The organism is Qipengyuania seohaensis, assembly GCF_002795865.1.
GTDB lineage: Bacteria > Pseudomonadota > Alphaproteobacteria > Sphingomonadales > Sphingomonadaceae > Qipengyuania > Qipengyuania seohaensis.
The window spans coordinates 1,009,428-1,022,937 of sequence record NZ_CP024920.1 but is presented as its reverse complement, the minus strand read 5'-3'; the positions used below and the strand labels follow the sequence as shown (position 1 = coordinate 1,022,937).

The following is a 13,510-nucleotide window of genomic DNA, read 5'->3' as shown; positions in this document are numbered from 1 at the left end:
TTCGTCCGGATTGGGCCGGAGATAAACCTTTCATATTGGGTAACACGACGGGAGGCCTTAGGAGAAGGGCCGTGTCGCAACCTAATTTTACCTGGCTCTCCATGTCCACCAGTCCGCCGGGGCGGTGGGACCTGCGCCTGCTCGACTGGCGGATGACGCCTGCATTCCGCGCCGACGATACGATCGCAGGCCAATCGCTTTTGATCGACTGCCGGATCGGGGGACGCTGTACGGACTGGAACCTTGTCGCCGACAAGAAGAGCGCCTTGATCGTCGGCGTCGACGATGCCGGGACCCGCGCCAAACTCCTCGAACAAGGGTTTGCCGATGCTCTCTCCACGCAGGTCGCGCTGGTCGAGCTCGGCGCCAGGATGCTGAAGCTGGAAGGCTTGCGGGAATTGATCCCGCAATACCGTATCATCGGTCCGGTCCGGCTCGATCTTTTTTACCGCGATGCCTATGTCGACGGCCGCTGGATAGGGCTGCACCCGCGCGAATTCGCCCTGATGTGGCGGCTGGCCGCGGATCCGGGGCAAAGGGTCGACAAGGCGGCATTGCTCAAGGACGTCTGGCGTCTGCGCCACGAACCGGAAACCAATTCGCTCGAAGTCCATGTGTCGCGCCTCAGGGCCAAGCTGGCCGTGTCGGGTCTTGGCTGGCTGGTCCAGACACATTCCGACGGCGGCTATTTCATCTGTACCGAAGCGCGCTCGACCTTTCCCGCATTCGCCCGGGAGCGCAGGTCCATGCTGGACAGCGCATCTACCATGTCGCAAGGTCGCCGGCCCGATCAGTCAAACCTTGCGGAGTATCATGTCCAGCGAACGCGTAACGATTGAACTCGCCGATAACGGCGTTGCCCAGGTCCGCCTGAACCGTCCGGACAAGATGAATGCGCTGGACCCGGCGATGTTCGAAGCGATCATCGCTGCAGGCGAGGAATTGCGCACGATGAAGGGCCTGCGCGCCGTCGTCCTGGCGGGCGAGGGACGCAGCTTTTGTGCCGGCCTCGACGTGTCGAGCTTCACTGCCGCGCCGGATGGAGAGCGCAAGCCGCTGACCGAGCGAACGCACGGCAATGCCAACACCTTCCAGGAAGTGGCGATGACATGGCGCAAGTGCCCGGTGCCGGTCATCGCGGCGGTGCACGGCGTCTGCTTCGGCGGCGGTATGCAGATCGCGAGCGGGGCGGACATCCGCGTCGTCCACCCGGCCAGCCGCATGGCGATCATGGAAATGAAATGGGGCCTCGTGCCCGACATGGGCGGCTATCACCTGTGGCGCGGCCTCGTGCGCGACGACGTGCTGCGCGAACTCGTCTACACCAACCGCGAATTCACCGGCGAAGAAGCGCAGGGATACGGCCTCGCAACCTTCGTCAGCGAGGATCCGCTCGGCAAGGCGAACGACATCGCCAAGGAAATCGCCAACCGCAATCCCGAGGCCATCCGCGGCGCCAAGCGCCTGTCCGAAGCCATGCTGGAAAAACCGGGCGACGACATCCTGATGGAAGAAAGCGTCGAACAGGCCGCTATCATGCGCAAGCCCAACCAGGTGGAGGCCGTGATGGCGGGCATGCAGAAACGCCCGGCGAAGTTCACCGACGTGTGAGGTAGCGCGGCAAACGGCCCGATTGCGGCGCTGGCGCAACCGACGAATTATCTGACCTTTATGACCTTTGGTGTGCCATGCATTGGGTGGCAGGAATTTGGAGGACAGGTGTCAAAAGAGTCTATCCATTTCCGTCCAGTACGTCCTCGCTTGAAGGAAAACTGGGCGTTTTTGGTCATCTCGGTGATTTTGATAGCCCACATGCTGAGTGCCATCCTCGCCCCCAAGCCTCCGTCTGCCTATCTCCTTCTGGCAACCTTCGTGCTCTGGAGCGGCGGCCTCTATCTGATATGTAGAAACCGTTTTCCAGGTGACCCGACTTTAGTGGTTAGCGAGGAGGGAGTCCTATATAAAAGGGGGCGTCGTGTTCAGAAGCTATCATGGGATGAGGTTGATCAGATAGTTTCTGACGGAGCGTTGAATCTCATGACTTTCGTTGCGAAGCCGGGCAGAACCTCAATCAGTATGTATCCGGAAATGGTATCTGCAGATGGCAGGAACTGGTCGATGTTGATCGAGGACTACTGGCAACCGAACGACGCTCTCGCCCGCGCAGAATAGAGAAGCCTCTTTGCGGACGGCACGCATGCCGGAACGTCCGCTTCCCTCCCACTTTCCTGCCGTTTCATCGTGCTGGCGATGTGCCAGGAGCTGACGGGCAGCTGACGACCCGATAGCGGATATTGCTGGATCGAATTATCACTTGAGCGTTCGAAATTCCATCAAACTTATCGTAATGTCATGTAGATAACGAATGGCTTGTTGCATCCAGGATCACGCGGACTGTTTCCTGTGGCTGATCCCACATCGGGAAGTGTCCGCTATGCTCAAACCAGTGCATCGCTGCCTTGGGGAATGCCGCTGTCGCACGTTGCGCTTGCTGCGGCAGGCACAGCCGGTCCTTGCAGCCCCAGCCGATTGTAATTGGCGCGGGCGTGTTCGCAGAGCCCTTCTGATTTTCGCCGTTGGCAAGATCCTTCACGAGCGATCCGACTGTGTGCGTATCTGCCAATGCCCTGAGTTCCTGCGAGATGAACGCGGGATCAAGCGCCCACGGTTTCGCGGAGAGCTGGGCCATGAGCGCGGTCCGACCCGCAACATTGCGGGTGATCGCGGGTAGCGCCGGTCGCAGTGCCCGAACCAGAGCAATTGATGCCGTTATAGTGGTCCTGAAGAACGTACGCTCCCACCCTTGCCAAAAGCCGCCCGGATCCAAGGCAACAACCGCGCCGGAGTGACCGCGCCGCGCCATCTCAAGCACCAGGCGGGCCCCCATGGAGCTGCCAACCATATCGATACCTCTAAGATCCTCAGCGCCGAGCCATTTGTCCAAGCTGCGCGTCAGCCCGTCAAACGTGCCACTGTCGACCTCTTCGGGTGTCTTTCCGTGGCCTGGCAAGTCCAAGGCGATTACTTCCCTGGATTCAGCAAGTGCCTGCAAGATCGTATCCCAAGAGTGGCAAGTACCTCCAAGCCCGTGGACAAGGAGGAGGGGTTTTCCGCGGCCTGTGCGCGTGTGGTGCATGGTCATGTGAGAGTAACGCTTGGAACCGGCTTACGGTCCGCTCGGCCAGTGGATGTCCACGTCGGCGAGTATTCCGCCAAGTGCGGGAAGCTCGCGATCAGCCCTACCCTGACTTCTAAGCGAATTGCATTCACGTCCGCTCCCCGCCAATTTCCTGACCGCATTGCTGAGCTAGCGATGAGCCATGAGCGGTCATTCCGCTAACGACCCGATTGCGGACATCAGCTTTGAATGCCAAAACTACCGAGAATGAACACACGCCTTTCCTTCTCCTATCAATTTAGCAGAGACCCAAACGATGATTTCGGTTGGCTGGGTGTTAAGGTCATCGGTGAGAAGTTTTCAGGCGAAGGCGGATTTTGGGTTCAATGGCAGGACGTAAAAGAGTTTGGCGAGCAACTTACGACCTATCCAATCTCGCCCGAAGCTCCGCTCAAAGCCGCTTGGGGATATGAACCTTGGGAGGGTGACGCTCTTGTCGTGAGCGTGGAAGTGGCCCCTGCTGACAAGCGAGGCAATTTGTCAGTGCAGGTCTGGCTGCGGGACAACCTAGAAATGGGTGAAGGAGTGCCGCAAAACTGCGTTCGCACGACTTTCAAGACGAACTATCCCGAACTTGAAGCCTTCAGCCAAGCTATAGCACGCCTGATGGACGGAAAAGTCGAAGAGGCATCTCTTGCCGGGCAGTAGATGACCGCTTTCCACCCATCTCGTGACGCTTTCACCGAGCTAGAGATGCGCCAGGAGCGGACGGGCTGCTAACGACCCGTTTGCCGACGTTCCCTTGCCGTGCCACTAACCACCCATGAGCGACGAGTCCTTTATCGAGCGTATCTTCGACAGCGGTGACCAAAAAGTCACGGCCCGCTTTCTGAAACCGTTATTAGCTCCCGGTGGTGAGTATCAATGCCGATGGGCCATCGTTTGGCCTGATCACGTTCAGGAACGCTACGCTTGCGGCTTAGACGGTGTTCAAGCGCTTATGCTGGCAATGAAATCCGTCCATTCCGAACTGAAGGAAAGCGACCTCTACAAAGCGGGGAAGCTAACCTACATCGATCAGTATGACTTGGATCTTCCGCCAGATTGGGGTGAGGGGCAACTATACGTGCCTCCCGACGAGAACGGCAGCTAACCACCCATTTCCAGACGTTCTCGCGCTTTTCAGGTTTCGTCAAAAGCAGACGTCGATGCGCGATCGGGCTTAGGTCTCCGCGCCCCTACCGCCTGCCCCCTTTCCTACTCGCCCGGAATTTGCCTTATCCTGGTGAATGACCAAGCATCAGCCCATCGCATCGCTCGTGCCTGCAGGCAAAGCCGCCTGTGCGCCCGCTCCTTCCTCCCTCCAGATCGAAACCCAGCGCCACGACGGCTGGACGCCCGCCCGACAGGCAGCGTTCCTGCGCGAACTGGCGGCAACGCATAATGTCACTGCCGCCGCGCGGGCGGTGGGGATGAGCCGCCAGTCGGCCTACAAGCTGCGCGCGCGCCTGCAAGGCCAGCCGTTCGACAAGGGGTGGGAAGCCGCCTTCATCCAGCGCTTCGACGTGCTTGCCGAAGCTGCGCTCGACCGCGCGCTGAACGGCGTGGAAGTCCCGCATTACCACAAGGGCGAGCTGATCGGCACTTCACGCCGCTTCGACGAGCGACTGACGCTGGGGTTGCTCGCCATGAGGTCCCACTTCGTGCGACGGCCGGAGTGGGCCGATCATCCCGCCTATGCCTATGAACCCGACGAAGTGCGAGAGCTCGCCGATCGGGTCGAGAAGGGGCCGGAAAGCTGGCTCGAGGACGCCGATGCGGAACTCGAGCTGCGGTATGAGGAGGATGGGGAGGCAGGCGCCGATTGAGGCTAGTGAAAACGGGGCGCGTAGGTGTCACCCCGTCCTGCATCGGGTTATCGCCCGGTTTTCAGTGCCTTGAGATGCGAAACCGAAGGCGACACACTGTCGCCTTCGTCACCCGAAAATTGCGACGCTCTGCAATCCGTCCATCACCTGCTTGCCGTCCGCATTCCACAGCCGCAGCCGTTCCGACGAATAGCCGTCGTCGGCGTGCTGGCTGGCGTTTTCGGAAAGCCACCAGCCGTCGCGTGTCGTCGGCGCAGGCTCGAGCAGGTTGAAGGACCAGTTGATCGAACTGATCGGGCCCTGCCGTTTCATGGCGCGCATGGCGCCCGGCGGCATGACATCGCCCAGCAGGATGAGCTCGCTCACCGGGTCGAGGCCCTCGCGGTCTTCCAGCCTTGCCCAGCGGCGCACGACCGGCTCGCCGGGGCCCCGTATTTCCTGGGCGCGGCGGATCTCGAAATTATGCTGGATGAAAGCCGGCCCCTTGCCGTTCATCGCGCTTTCCGCCTCCTCGGGCGGTCCCGGCCAGTCGGCGACCGGGGCTGCAGGATGGGTCGCATTGGCTTCGCGCGATGTGCCGAAAAGCCAGAAAGCGGTGAGCGTGCATTTGCCCTCGCACCAGATCTCGCTGCGCACCTGGGCGACGTTGCGGCCCTGGCGCACGATTTCCCGGCGCAATTCTGCCTCGGGCGCAGTCGGCGCTACGAAGGCCACCTGTGCGGCGCGCAAGGGGGGCAGGTCGGGGAAGGCCCGGACGGCGGCCGTATAGGCGATCAGCGCGGAGGCGCCGCCATATAGCGTGCGGCCCTGCAACCAGTGGTCGAGGTTGTCGAAACGGGCGTGACCGCCCTCGGGAGTGATCGGATCGATCAGGCTGGCTATGCTCATGCCCGCTTCATTGCCGCTGGCCGCGCCTGCGTCCAGACTGACGTTACGGAAGGCAGTTCGAGCAAAGCCGATTGCAAACCCTTTACAGAATCGCTAGTGGGCCGCTTCCCGTTCCGAGAGGTCGGGCGAGGCCCGATGGCGGAGTGGTTACGCAGAGGACTGCAAATCCTTGCACGCCGGTTCGATTCCGGCTCGGGCCTCCATTTCCCCTTTTGTGGGAATGTGCCGCTTTAGCTCAGTTGGTAGAGCACATCATTCGTAATGATGGGGTCACGTGTTCGAGTCACGTAAGCGGCACCACCAACTCGTCTCTCAATTTCTCTCGAAGCCTTGAAAATCAGACGTTTTTGCGGGATACATCGGTTCTCGACGGCGCTAGTTGTATCTGTCGGTGCCCCCAAAATTCAGCGAATTTGGGGGCACTAGTGGGGGCACTGGCCGCATTACTGAACTCAGGTGCCCCCAGATGCCCCTCAAAGCATTATCGATGAAAGCATTGTCGCCCTCTGAAAAGGCTTTCCGGAGGAGCGATGAAAAAGGCCTCTACATTGAGGTGCGTCCAAACGGATCAAAGCTTTGGTTTCTGAAATACCGCGTGAACGGCAAAGAAAAGCGGCTGGGCCTTGGAAGCTATCCAGATGTCAGCTTGGCAGATGCACGCAAGGCTAGGGATGCAGCTCGGATCGAAATTCAGGCGGGCCGCGATCCACTATTCGATCGCAAGATGGCGAAGATCGAGAAGCGCATAGGAGCGGGCAATACCTTCCAGTCGGTCGCAGAGGATTTCATCGCGACAAAGCTGGAGGCAAATAACAAGGCAGGGTCCACGATATCGAAGGCGCGTTGGTTCTTGTCCCATCTAAGCCCATCGATCGGTAACCGACCCATCGCCGAGATTGAGCCAGCGGAGCTTCTGGCTGCACTAAAAAAGATCGAAAAGCGTGGGCATCGTGAGACAGCCGTGCGCACGAGGAATTTTGCCAGCCGCGTTTTCCGGCACGGAGTAGCAACCGCCCGCTGCACATCGGACCCGGCGCACCTCTTGTCTGGGGCTTTGTCTACGCCGGTCGTCAAACATCACGCTGCAATCGTAGAGCCGAAGCTTTTAGGCGAGTTTTTGCGTGCAATCGATGAGTTCAATGGCTCGCCTGTCGTTCACTTAGCGATGCGAATCAGCCCACACGTATTCTTGCGACCTGGCGAATTGCGCCAAGGGCGTTGGGAAGAGGTAAACTGGGAAGAGGCCAATTGGACCATTCCAGCCGACCGAACGAAACTTCGCCGTCCGCACACCGTACCGCTGTCCGGCCAATCCCTCAGACTATTGCGTGAGTTGAAGCAACATTCAGGAGGCTTCGACTTAATGTTCATTGGTCAACGTAGTCACTTGCGACCGATGAGCGAGAATGCGTTGAACGCTGCTTTTCGCCGTATGGGGTTTGGCAGTGATGTCGTCACCGCCCACGGATTGCGTTCGACTGCCTCCACCCTGCTGAATGAGAGCGGCAAGTGGCACCCGGATGCCATTGAGCGTGCTTTGGCCCACGGGCAAAGTGACCAGACGAGGGGCACTTACGCCAGAGGACAGCATTGGGACGAGCGCGTCTCCATGGCTCAGTGGTGGAGTGATTATCTGGATACACTGAGGGTTGGCGGGGAGGTCGTGAGTTTTCGCCCCGTAAGCAGCGGTGAAGGAAGATAAGCCCTTAGCGGCCTCAATACTCCCCGCTATCCACAGGGTATTTTCCCCGGATCATGAGTCCAACCCCTTGTCGTGTGCCGTGAGGGCGCGCAGAGATATTTGTGCACGCATCGTGAACAGGCGGGGAACATCTGCCCTGCGATGCGATGCGTTCACTGGCCCCTCGTGGTCGCAAAGCAAGGTGAAATAGATGGCAGCATTGCTGACAATCAGAAACTTCTGTGACGAGTACAACGTCAGTCGATCAACCGCATACCGCCTGCGCGACAGCGGCGCTGTTCCTCACGTTCATATCGGACGAGCGGCGCGTATACGTCGCGAGGACGCCGAGCGTTGGTATCAGTCTCTTTTCGACGAGGCTGCGAATGATTGACCCGGTGGCAGATAAGCAAGAGCGCCGACAAGGCTAGTGACCTTATCAGCGCTCGTATCCAGTGGTTAGCTCCCAGTTGGATGCAGCTTCAATGCCAAAGGAAAACGAGGTCGTCCACACAAATTGTGTAGCGACTGACATGATCGGGGCGGCTGGCCGAATGGCTGGTCGCCCCGGTTGAAACACGTCTGTGTAGTGCCACAGTGTATCTCACCGTTCCTTTGAAACTTGCGGCGGATCGTGCCTCATTGTCGCAACCCGCAAAAAGAGAAATCTTTTAGATCAGTGGGTTGCTAGAGACATCGTATCTTCCCCCTATTATAGGGCCTTTATCTTTGCCTCCAGCCGGATTGAAGCAGGGCGGTGCGCGCAATCGAGCGGACAGGGTGAGCTGGCAATTGAGCAAGCGCCAGTGCCAGCTACTTCTGGATCGCAGCCATGACGCATGGGAAGCCGGAATGCCGCTCAATCGGTTCATTACCCTGGCTTGGGGCAAAGCGGGGAAAGGAGGATGCGAGGCAACTCAGGCCACGGGTAAATTCATCAAGACCTCACGCGACTGGATGCGTTGGCACGGTCACCCCATGCCTTGGGTCTGGGTGCAGGAGCACGGGAATACATTCGGCCAGCACGCGCACGTTCTGCTGCACGTTCCCGCCGAACTGGACTTGCTCTTTCGACCCATGCCGCTTCGCTGGGGCAAGGCGTTGCTGAAAGGCGGCTATGTTGCGGGAACTATTCAATCGCAGCGACTGGCTTCGGCCTACACTCACAAGGTCAATCCCGAGCTTTATCGGGCGGTCATGCTCGGGAAGCTGCACTACATGCTGAAGTGCACCCCCACTCACTTGGAAGGGGCACTCGGCATGATCAGCTGGGGGCACAAGCCATGGGGTCAGTCGAGCCGGGTCGTTGGCAAGAGAGCGGGGGCCTGGCAGCGAAGTTGCGGGGGAGGGGGTGGGGCAATCTCTCAGCCTCCGCAGATCGCTGGCGGTACGACAGCTTCAAGGAAGCGCTAATACAGTTTCTCGCCCGCGCGCGCGAGGGCCGCTAAAATAGGATGGAATAGCCGTCGCGGGTCTTTGCGTCCCGACGTTCCTGATCGGACCAGAAATGCAATTCTTCCAATTGATTTCGGAAAATCTGGAAACGGGTTAGCGAGGAAGGAAGTAGCCCTCTTCGCTGTCGCGGGCCGCCCCTGTTTCGACGAGGGTTTCCAGCACCTCCTCGACACGCTGTCTGCGTTTGGATGTCGTCCGGCCTTTGAAGAGGGTGGCTAGTGCGTCGGCTGGCAGCGGCGCTTCTGCTTCGGACAGCACATCGCGCAAGGCACGGATCTGTTCGAGACCATCCTTGGGCCAAGCCCGCTCCTCGACTACGCCTGCTTCGACAAGGTCCATGTCGAGATCGTCCTGACCCTTCACCTTATGGGCGAGACGCGGCTTCTGGTATTCGGGGCGCAGCCAACGGACGAGGCCGCGCTTTTCCTCCGCTGCGCGTTCCTGATTGAGCGCAACCAACCGCGTGAGCAGTTCCTCCTCGGCAGCTTCCTGGTCTTCGGATTTGTGCGGACTGGGCGTGGTCGCGCCGGGGCGGCCGACCAGCCGCGCGCCAAGGTCTTCCCAGCCATAGGCGGCGAAAACTTCGCGGTCGATATCGTCGTGGATATCCTTGAGCACCGAGATCAGCCCCGCCTCGTGGATATCGCGCTCCTTCTGGCTGAACGGCTCTCCGACATTTTGCTCCAGCTCGCGCAGGCGTTCGAGCACATTGTACATGTCGGTCATGGTGAGGAAGTCGTGTTCGGCGAGCCGCTCCTTGCGGAAGGCATCGAGCCGCTCGCCGAGCTGGTCGAGCTTGGAGGATTGCGCGTCGGTGAGGATTGGGAATGGGAAAGGGTCGAAACAACGCGTTTTCACGTAGACAGAGTCCATCGCATACACACCGATTTTCCCCGCATTCGCTTGAAACCAATAGCAATGTACGGAGGACGAGAGGACTGCAAACTGGCCCGCTTCCTCCATGGTGAGGCAAATCAGTTTGTTATCTGGGAGTATTGTACTTTCTAAGAACTGGAAAACCCTGTGCTTTGCCGTTTCGATGGTAGCAACATATCTCTCGATCCCTGCAATTGCGGGCCGAAGTTCCGACCTCGGCTCGCCAAAAATCCACCAATTCTCCCGATACTGCTTGCGATTGTTTTGATCGCGCTCTGGTTTGACGGTTTCGACAACGTGCTGATATGTTGCAGGAAAGCGACGCTGTACATCTGGTGCCGTTAATCCGAACAGGTCGATTGCCATCACGCCTCGCGGTCGAGAAGCGAGATCACGGCCGTGTCGATACTGCCGAATATGCGCGTCCAATCCATCGACAGTCCCAAGCCCCAAATTCGCAGCAGTCTTCGGTTCAACAATGAACCCGGAACCGTGAAGTTTTACCCCGGCGCTTGATAAGGCTTCATTGGCCAGTAGCGGCTCAACTTTCGACATGTCGGGACCAATTCGAAGCCCGCTCGTAATCTTCCCTTCATCCACCTCCAGTCGCACTTCGGGCGTATCGGTGTTCAGCCCGCTCTCGTGCACCACTTCCGCCAGCTTGCCCTGCCGCTCGCCGCGAACCGCGACAGTCATGGCAATGCGCACCGCTGCCTTGTCGCTCGCCTTAAGCCAGGGGTGATCGGGAATGGCATACACCAACGATAGCGGCAGCTTGGCGTTCATGTGCCGCTCCACCACGCGGCGGCTGAAGGTCTGGGTGATCGAATTGGTGGTGATGAAGCCGAAACGGCGCAGCGAGTTTTCGCCGTTGGCACCCTTGGGCGGCTTGGCGAGCAGGCGCGTCGCCGCCTCGTCCCAGAAATGCATCACGAAATCCGCACCACCGGGTACGTCCTTGCGCACCTTCCACGCGGCCTCGGCATAACCATCACCCAGTTCGGCGCGCATGTCCTTGCCGCCGATAAAGGGCGGGTTGCCGACGATGAATTCCACCTCCGGCCAGTCGGCGCGGCGCGGGTTCACATATTGGTACAGCTCCATCTTGGCATCGGGATCGGGGATTTCCTCGCCCGTGATCGGATGCAGCTTCATCGTCTCGCCGTCCCAGCGAGACAACGGCTTGCCCTTGTCGTCGCGCAGCATTTCCATGCTGTCATAGGCGAGAAGCGCATCCTGTTCCTTGATCGTGCCATAGGCGTGCAGGATCGGTTCGGGCAGGTTCTTGGCCTCGGTCGTGCGTAGCTGCCATTTCAGGAAGCCGATCCACAGCACGAGGTCGGCAATCGGCACGGCGCGCGGGTTTATCTCCAACCCGTAGAACTGGCGCGGATTGACAGTTTCGCCATCGAGCAGCAGTCGCGCCTCGTCATCGCCCAACGATTCCAGCGTGTCGAGCACTTCACCCTCCAGCCGCTTCATCAGTTCGAGACTGACATAAAGGAAGTTGCCCGTACCGCATGCCGGGTCGAGCACGCGGGTAGTGCAGAGCTGGTGGTGGAATTGCCTCACCGCTTCGATCGCAGCTTCGTTTTTCCCTGCGCGACGCAGGTCGGCGACCAGAGCCTGAACTTCGTCCCAATCTTCGCGGAGTGGTTCGATGATCGTCGGCACGACCAGCCGTTCGACGTAAACGCGCGGTGTGAAGTGGGCACCCAACTTGCCGCGCTCCTTCGAGGCCAAGGCACGTTCGAGTAGGGTGCCGAAGATGGCGGGTTCGACCTCGTGCCAATCCTTACGTGCGGCGAGCCAAAGCTCCCTGATGTCATCGGCCTCCAGCTTAAGCGCTGTGCGCTTCTTGAACAGCGACCCGTTGAAGCGTTTCAGGGGCCTGCCAAACTCGCCAGCGTAGCCGCCTGCATCCATCGTTGCCCAAAGGCTTTCGAGCGCCTGCGGGAAGTAGTCGGGCGTCTCCACCATTCGTTCGAGCATCGCTTCGAACGGGCCGACGCCTGCGCGCTTTTCCTCGTCGGTTTCCTCGATCAGGCCGATGTCTTCTGCAAACATCGTGAAGAGGCAGCGCATGAGGAATTCTGCGATGTCCTTGGGGTCGTATTTCCTTTCCAGGCTCTTTGCGATCTTGGCGAGCCGGGTAGCGATATCCTCGGTTACCTCTGCACTGATACGCGCGGGATCGAGGGCATGAGGTTCGGTCCAGATGGCTCGCAATCGCTGCTGGACTTCTTCCTCTAGCAGATCATCCATTGAGAGCCGATAGCTCTGTCGATCCGGAAAATGCGCATAGTTGCGGCCCTGTCCGCTGAAGTCGGCATAGACCTCAATGACATTCCCGATGTCTGCAATGAGCAGGAACGGTGGATAGGCGTGGTCGTCGGGAAGGGAGCGAGCATAGTCTTCCGCCTGCTTCTTGGCAGCGATCATGACCTTGTCCCAGGTCTTCGTGCCACGCTTGGCATGCCCGAGCTTCTGCGAGGTTTCTATGCCAGCCAGTTCGAGTTGCTCGCTTTCGCGGGCTTTCTTGCGCTTGGCTGACTGCTTTGCCTCTAGAATGAAGCAGTCGCGCTTGTAGCAGTCGATACGACCGGTTGATGTAGAGCCGCCCGTGTGGCGGAAGGTCACTGGACGTTCGAAGACGTAGTCGCTGGTTGCGGTGTCTTCTTTTTGAAGTTTGGGCGAAGGCAGACCCAACGCTACTGTCAGCCTCTCAATAAAGAGCTGGGCATTGGCCATTTCGGAACCGCCCGAGGCCTTCGCTTCGTCGATAAGGTCCGCAATCTTGGTTAGGTCGATTTCCCCCATGGCCAGTGCATGGCGCGCCAAAGAAAGCCGTTCAAGCAAAAAGACTTGGAGCGAATCTTTCGGGTGAGAACGCTCGTCTCGGGCTCGCAATTTGCGTGTTATTAGTGTAATACACCAGCATGGGTGGATTTGGATCGGGACGGAGCGGCGGCAGGCCAACGGCGGAGCAATCGCTCCGTATCGATTTGTCTTGGATGATGCGCGCAGGCTTGGCGCGCGAAGGGTGTGACGTGCCGGGCACCCTTCGCTGGGACCGTGGGGGGCAACCGGCTGGTATTGTCAGCTATGTCGCGAAAATGAGCGAATCTGGCGAAGAGACGCTTCTGCTCAGCTTCTCGCGCGGGACAGGTGAGGAGCGCGAAAGCGTCGAGCAATCTGTGCGACTAACTCACACGGAGCCCCACTTCGGTGGGAAGCGCTGGTGGATGATTTGCCCTTATCGCGGCATTCGTGTCGGCAAGCTCTACCTGCCTCCAGGGGGCGATCGTTTCGCCTCGCGAAAGGCATGGCAAATTGGATATCAGTCCCAGCGTATCGCGAACCGAGACCGCCCTTTCGAGGCGCTGTTCCGCATCCAGAAGCGGTTGGGGTGCCCTCAGGGTTGGGAGCAACCAATCCGCCGACCGAAAGGCATGCATCAAAGCACCTTCGCCCGGCTGGAAGAAGAGTATTGGCGGCTTGATGAACTTTGTGCGGTCGAAATGATGCGGGTGATAGGTTTGCTCGCAAGATAGCCAGGAACGCCAACCGAATGACCAAAAGCGGACCAGCCGCTTACGACCCGATTGCGGACATTGGCTGGCA

General features: G+C 59.3%; 13 protein-coding genes and 2 tRNA genes. 12 read left to right on the top strand and 3 right to left on the bottom strand.

Going from position 1 to position 13,510, the window contains the following annotated elements; translation table 11 throughout:
* The first annotated feature begins 71 nt into the window (after nt 1–71).
* The 3 genes from CVE41_RS04945 to CVE41_RS14720 are packed head-to-tail and all read left to right on the top strand — an operon-like array spanning nt 72 to nt 2,172.
* Nucleotides 72–839, top strand: coding sequence for a winged helix-turn-helix domain-containing protein (locus CVE41_RS04945; protein WP_157799412.1), 768 nt, complete (start codon nt 72–74; stop codon nt 837–839).
* Nucleotides 814–1,611, top strand: coding sequence for a crotonase/enoyl-CoA hydratase family protein (locus tag CVE41_RS04940; RefSeq protein WP_100259648.1), 798 nt, complete (start codon nt 814–816; stop codon nt 1,609–1,611). The genes CVE41_RS04945 and CVE41_RS04940 overlap by 26 nt, the downstream gene beginning before the upstream one ends.
* Before the next feature lie 60 nt (nt 1,612–1,671).
* Nucleotides 1,672–2,172, top strand: a complete 501-nt coding sequence (locus tag CVE41_RS14720) for a hypothetical protein (protein ID WP_198507726.1) — start codon at nt 1,672–1,674, stop codon at nt 2,170–2,172.
* A 178-nt stretch (nt 2,173–2,350) separates the two neighbouring features.
* On the opposite strand, the gene CVE41_RS04930 is transcribed toward CVE41_RS14720, so the two are convergent.
* A complete protein-coding gene (locus tag CVE41_RS04930) occupies nt 2,351–3,136 on the bottom strand; it encodes an alpha/beta fold hydrolase (RefSeq protein ID WP_232725843.1) in 786 nt (261 codons plus the stop codon).
* A gap of 249 nt (nt 3,137–3,385) precedes the next feature.
* Between CVE41_RS04930 and CVE41_RS04925 the strand changes: the two genes are divergently transcribed.
* The 3 genes from CVE41_RS04925 (at nt 3,386) to CVE41_RS04915 (ending at nt 4,986) form a co-directional block, all read left to right on the top strand.
* Nucleotides 3,386–3,826, top strand: a complete 441-nt coding sequence (locus CVE41_RS04925) for a hypothetical protein (protein WP_100259645.1) — start codon at nt 3,386–3,388, stop codon at nt 3,824–3,826.
* 115 nt (nt 3,827–3,941) lie between these two features.
* Nucleotides 3,942–4,271, top strand: coding sequence for a DUF6968 family protein (locus CVE41_RS04920; protein WP_100259644.1), 330 nt, complete (start codon nt 3,942–3,944; stop codon nt 4,269–4,271).
* A 136-nt stretch (nt 4,272–4,407) separates the two neighbouring features.
* Entirely contained in the window at nt 4,408–4,986 is a 579-nt protein-coding gene (locus CVE41_RS04915) for a hypothetical protein (protein ID WP_100259643.1), read from the top strand.
* 108 nt (nt 4,987–5,094) lie between these two features.
* Here CVE41_RS04915 and CVE41_RS04910 read toward each other — a convergent pair whose 3' ends face one another.
* Nucleotides 5,095–5,874: an acyl-CoA thioesterase gene (locus tag CVE41_RS04910; protein ID WP_100259642.1), complete on the bottom strand. Its 780-nt coding sequence runs from the start codon at nt 5,872–5,874 to the stop codon at nt 5,095–5,097.
* A gap of 129 nt (nt 5,875–6,003) precedes the next feature.
* Between CVE41_RS04910 and CVE41_RS04905 the strand changes: the two genes are divergently transcribed.
* The 5 genes from CVE41_RS04905 to CVE41_RS04885 all read left to right on the top strand — a co-directional run bounded on the left by CVE41_RS04905 (nt 6,004) and on the right by CVE41_RS04885 (nt 8,968).
* Nucleotides 6,004–6,077: transfer RNA gene (locus CVE41_RS04905), tRNA-Cys, on the top strand.
* A gap of 21 nt (nt 6,078–6,098) precedes the next feature.
* Nucleotides 6,099–6,174: transfer RNA gene (locus CVE41_RS04900), tRNA-Thr, on the top strand.
* Nucleotides 6,175–6,340: 166 nt separating this feature from the next.
* A complete protein-coding gene (locus CVE41_RS04895) occupies nt 6,341–7,576 on the top strand; it encodes a tyrosine-type recombinase/integrase (protein WP_100259641.1) in 1,236 nt (411 codons plus the stop codon).
* A gap of 190 nt (nt 7,577–7,766) precedes the next feature.
* The gene (locus CVE41_RS04890; protein WP_100259640.1) at nt 7,767–7,949 is read left to right on the top strand and encodes a helix-turn-helix domain-containing protein; all 183 of its coding nucleotides are present in this window, start codon (nt 7,767–7,769) and stop codon (nt 7,947–7,949) included.
* Between the two features lie 386 nt (nt 7,950–8,335).
* Nucleotides 8,336–8,968: a rolling circle replication-associated protein gene (locus CVE41_RS04885; RefSeq protein ID WP_100259639.1), complete on the top strand. Its 633-nt coding sequence runs from the start codon at nt 8,336–8,338 to the stop codon at nt 8,966–8,968.
* Between the two features lie 135 nt (nt 8,969–9,103).
* Here CVE41_RS04885 and CVE41_RS04880 read toward each other — a convergent pair whose 3' ends face one another.
* Nucleotides 9,104–12,706: a class I SAM-dependent DNA methyltransferase gene (locus CVE41_RS04880; protein WP_100259638.1), complete on the bottom strand. Its 3,603-nt coding sequence runs from the start codon at nt 12,704–12,706 to the stop codon at nt 9,104–9,106.
* A gap of 296 nt (nt 12,707–13,002) precedes the next feature.
* Between CVE41_RS04880 and CVE41_RS04875 the strand changes: the two genes are divergently transcribed.
* Nucleotides 13,003–13,440 (top strand): hypothetical protein, encoded by a 438-nt coding sequence (locus tag CVE41_RS04875; RefSeq protein WP_198507725.1) that lies wholly within the window; start codon nt 13,003–13,005, stop codon nt 13,438–13,440.
* The last annotated feature ends 70 nt before the right edge of the window (nt 13,441–13,510 follow it).

Coding starts and splice junctions, on each gene's coding strand:
- CVE41_RS04940 (WP_100259648.1), top strand. CDS start 814: ATGTCCAGCGAACGCGTAACGATTGAACTCGCCGATAACGGCGTTGCC.
- CVE41_RS14720 (WP_198507726.1), top strand. CDS start 1,672: ATGACCTTTGGTGTGCCATGCATTGGGTGGCAGGAATTTGGAGGACAG.
- CVE41_RS04930 (WP_232725843.1), bottom strand. CDS start 3,136: ATGCACCACACGCGCACAGGCCGCGGAAAACCCCTCCTCCTTGTCCAC.
- CVE41_RS04925 (WP_100259645.1), top strand. CDS start 3,386: ATGAACACACGCCTTTCCTTCTCCTATCAATTTAGCAGAGACCCAAAC.
- CVE41_RS04920 (WP_100259644.1), top strand. CDS start 3,942: ATGAGCGACGAGTCCTTTATCGAGCGTATCTTCGACAGCGGTGACCAA.
- CVE41_RS04915 (WP_100259643.1), top strand. CDS start 4,408: ATGACCAAGCATCAGCCCATCGCATCGCTCGTGCCTGCAGGCAAAGCC.
- CVE41_RS04910 (WP_100259642.1), bottom strand. CDS start 5,874: ATGAGCATAGCCAGCCTGATCGATCCGATCACTCCCGAGGGCGGTCAC.
- CVE41_RS04895 (WP_100259641.1), top strand. CDS start 6,341: ATGCCCCTCAAAGCATTATCGATGAAAGCATTGTCGCCCTCTGAAAAG.
- CVE41_RS04890 (WP_100259640.1), top strand. CDS start 7,767: ATGGCAGCATTGCTGACAATCAGAAACTTCTGTGACGAGTACAACGTC.
- CVE41_RS04880 (WP_100259638.1), bottom strand. CDS start 12,706: ATGGGGGAAATCGACCTAACCAAGATTGCGGACCTTATCGACGAAGCG.
- CVE41_RS04875 (WP_198507725.1), top strand. CDS start 13,003: ATGAGCGAATCTGGCGAAGAGACGCTTCTGCTCAGCTTCTCGCGCGGG.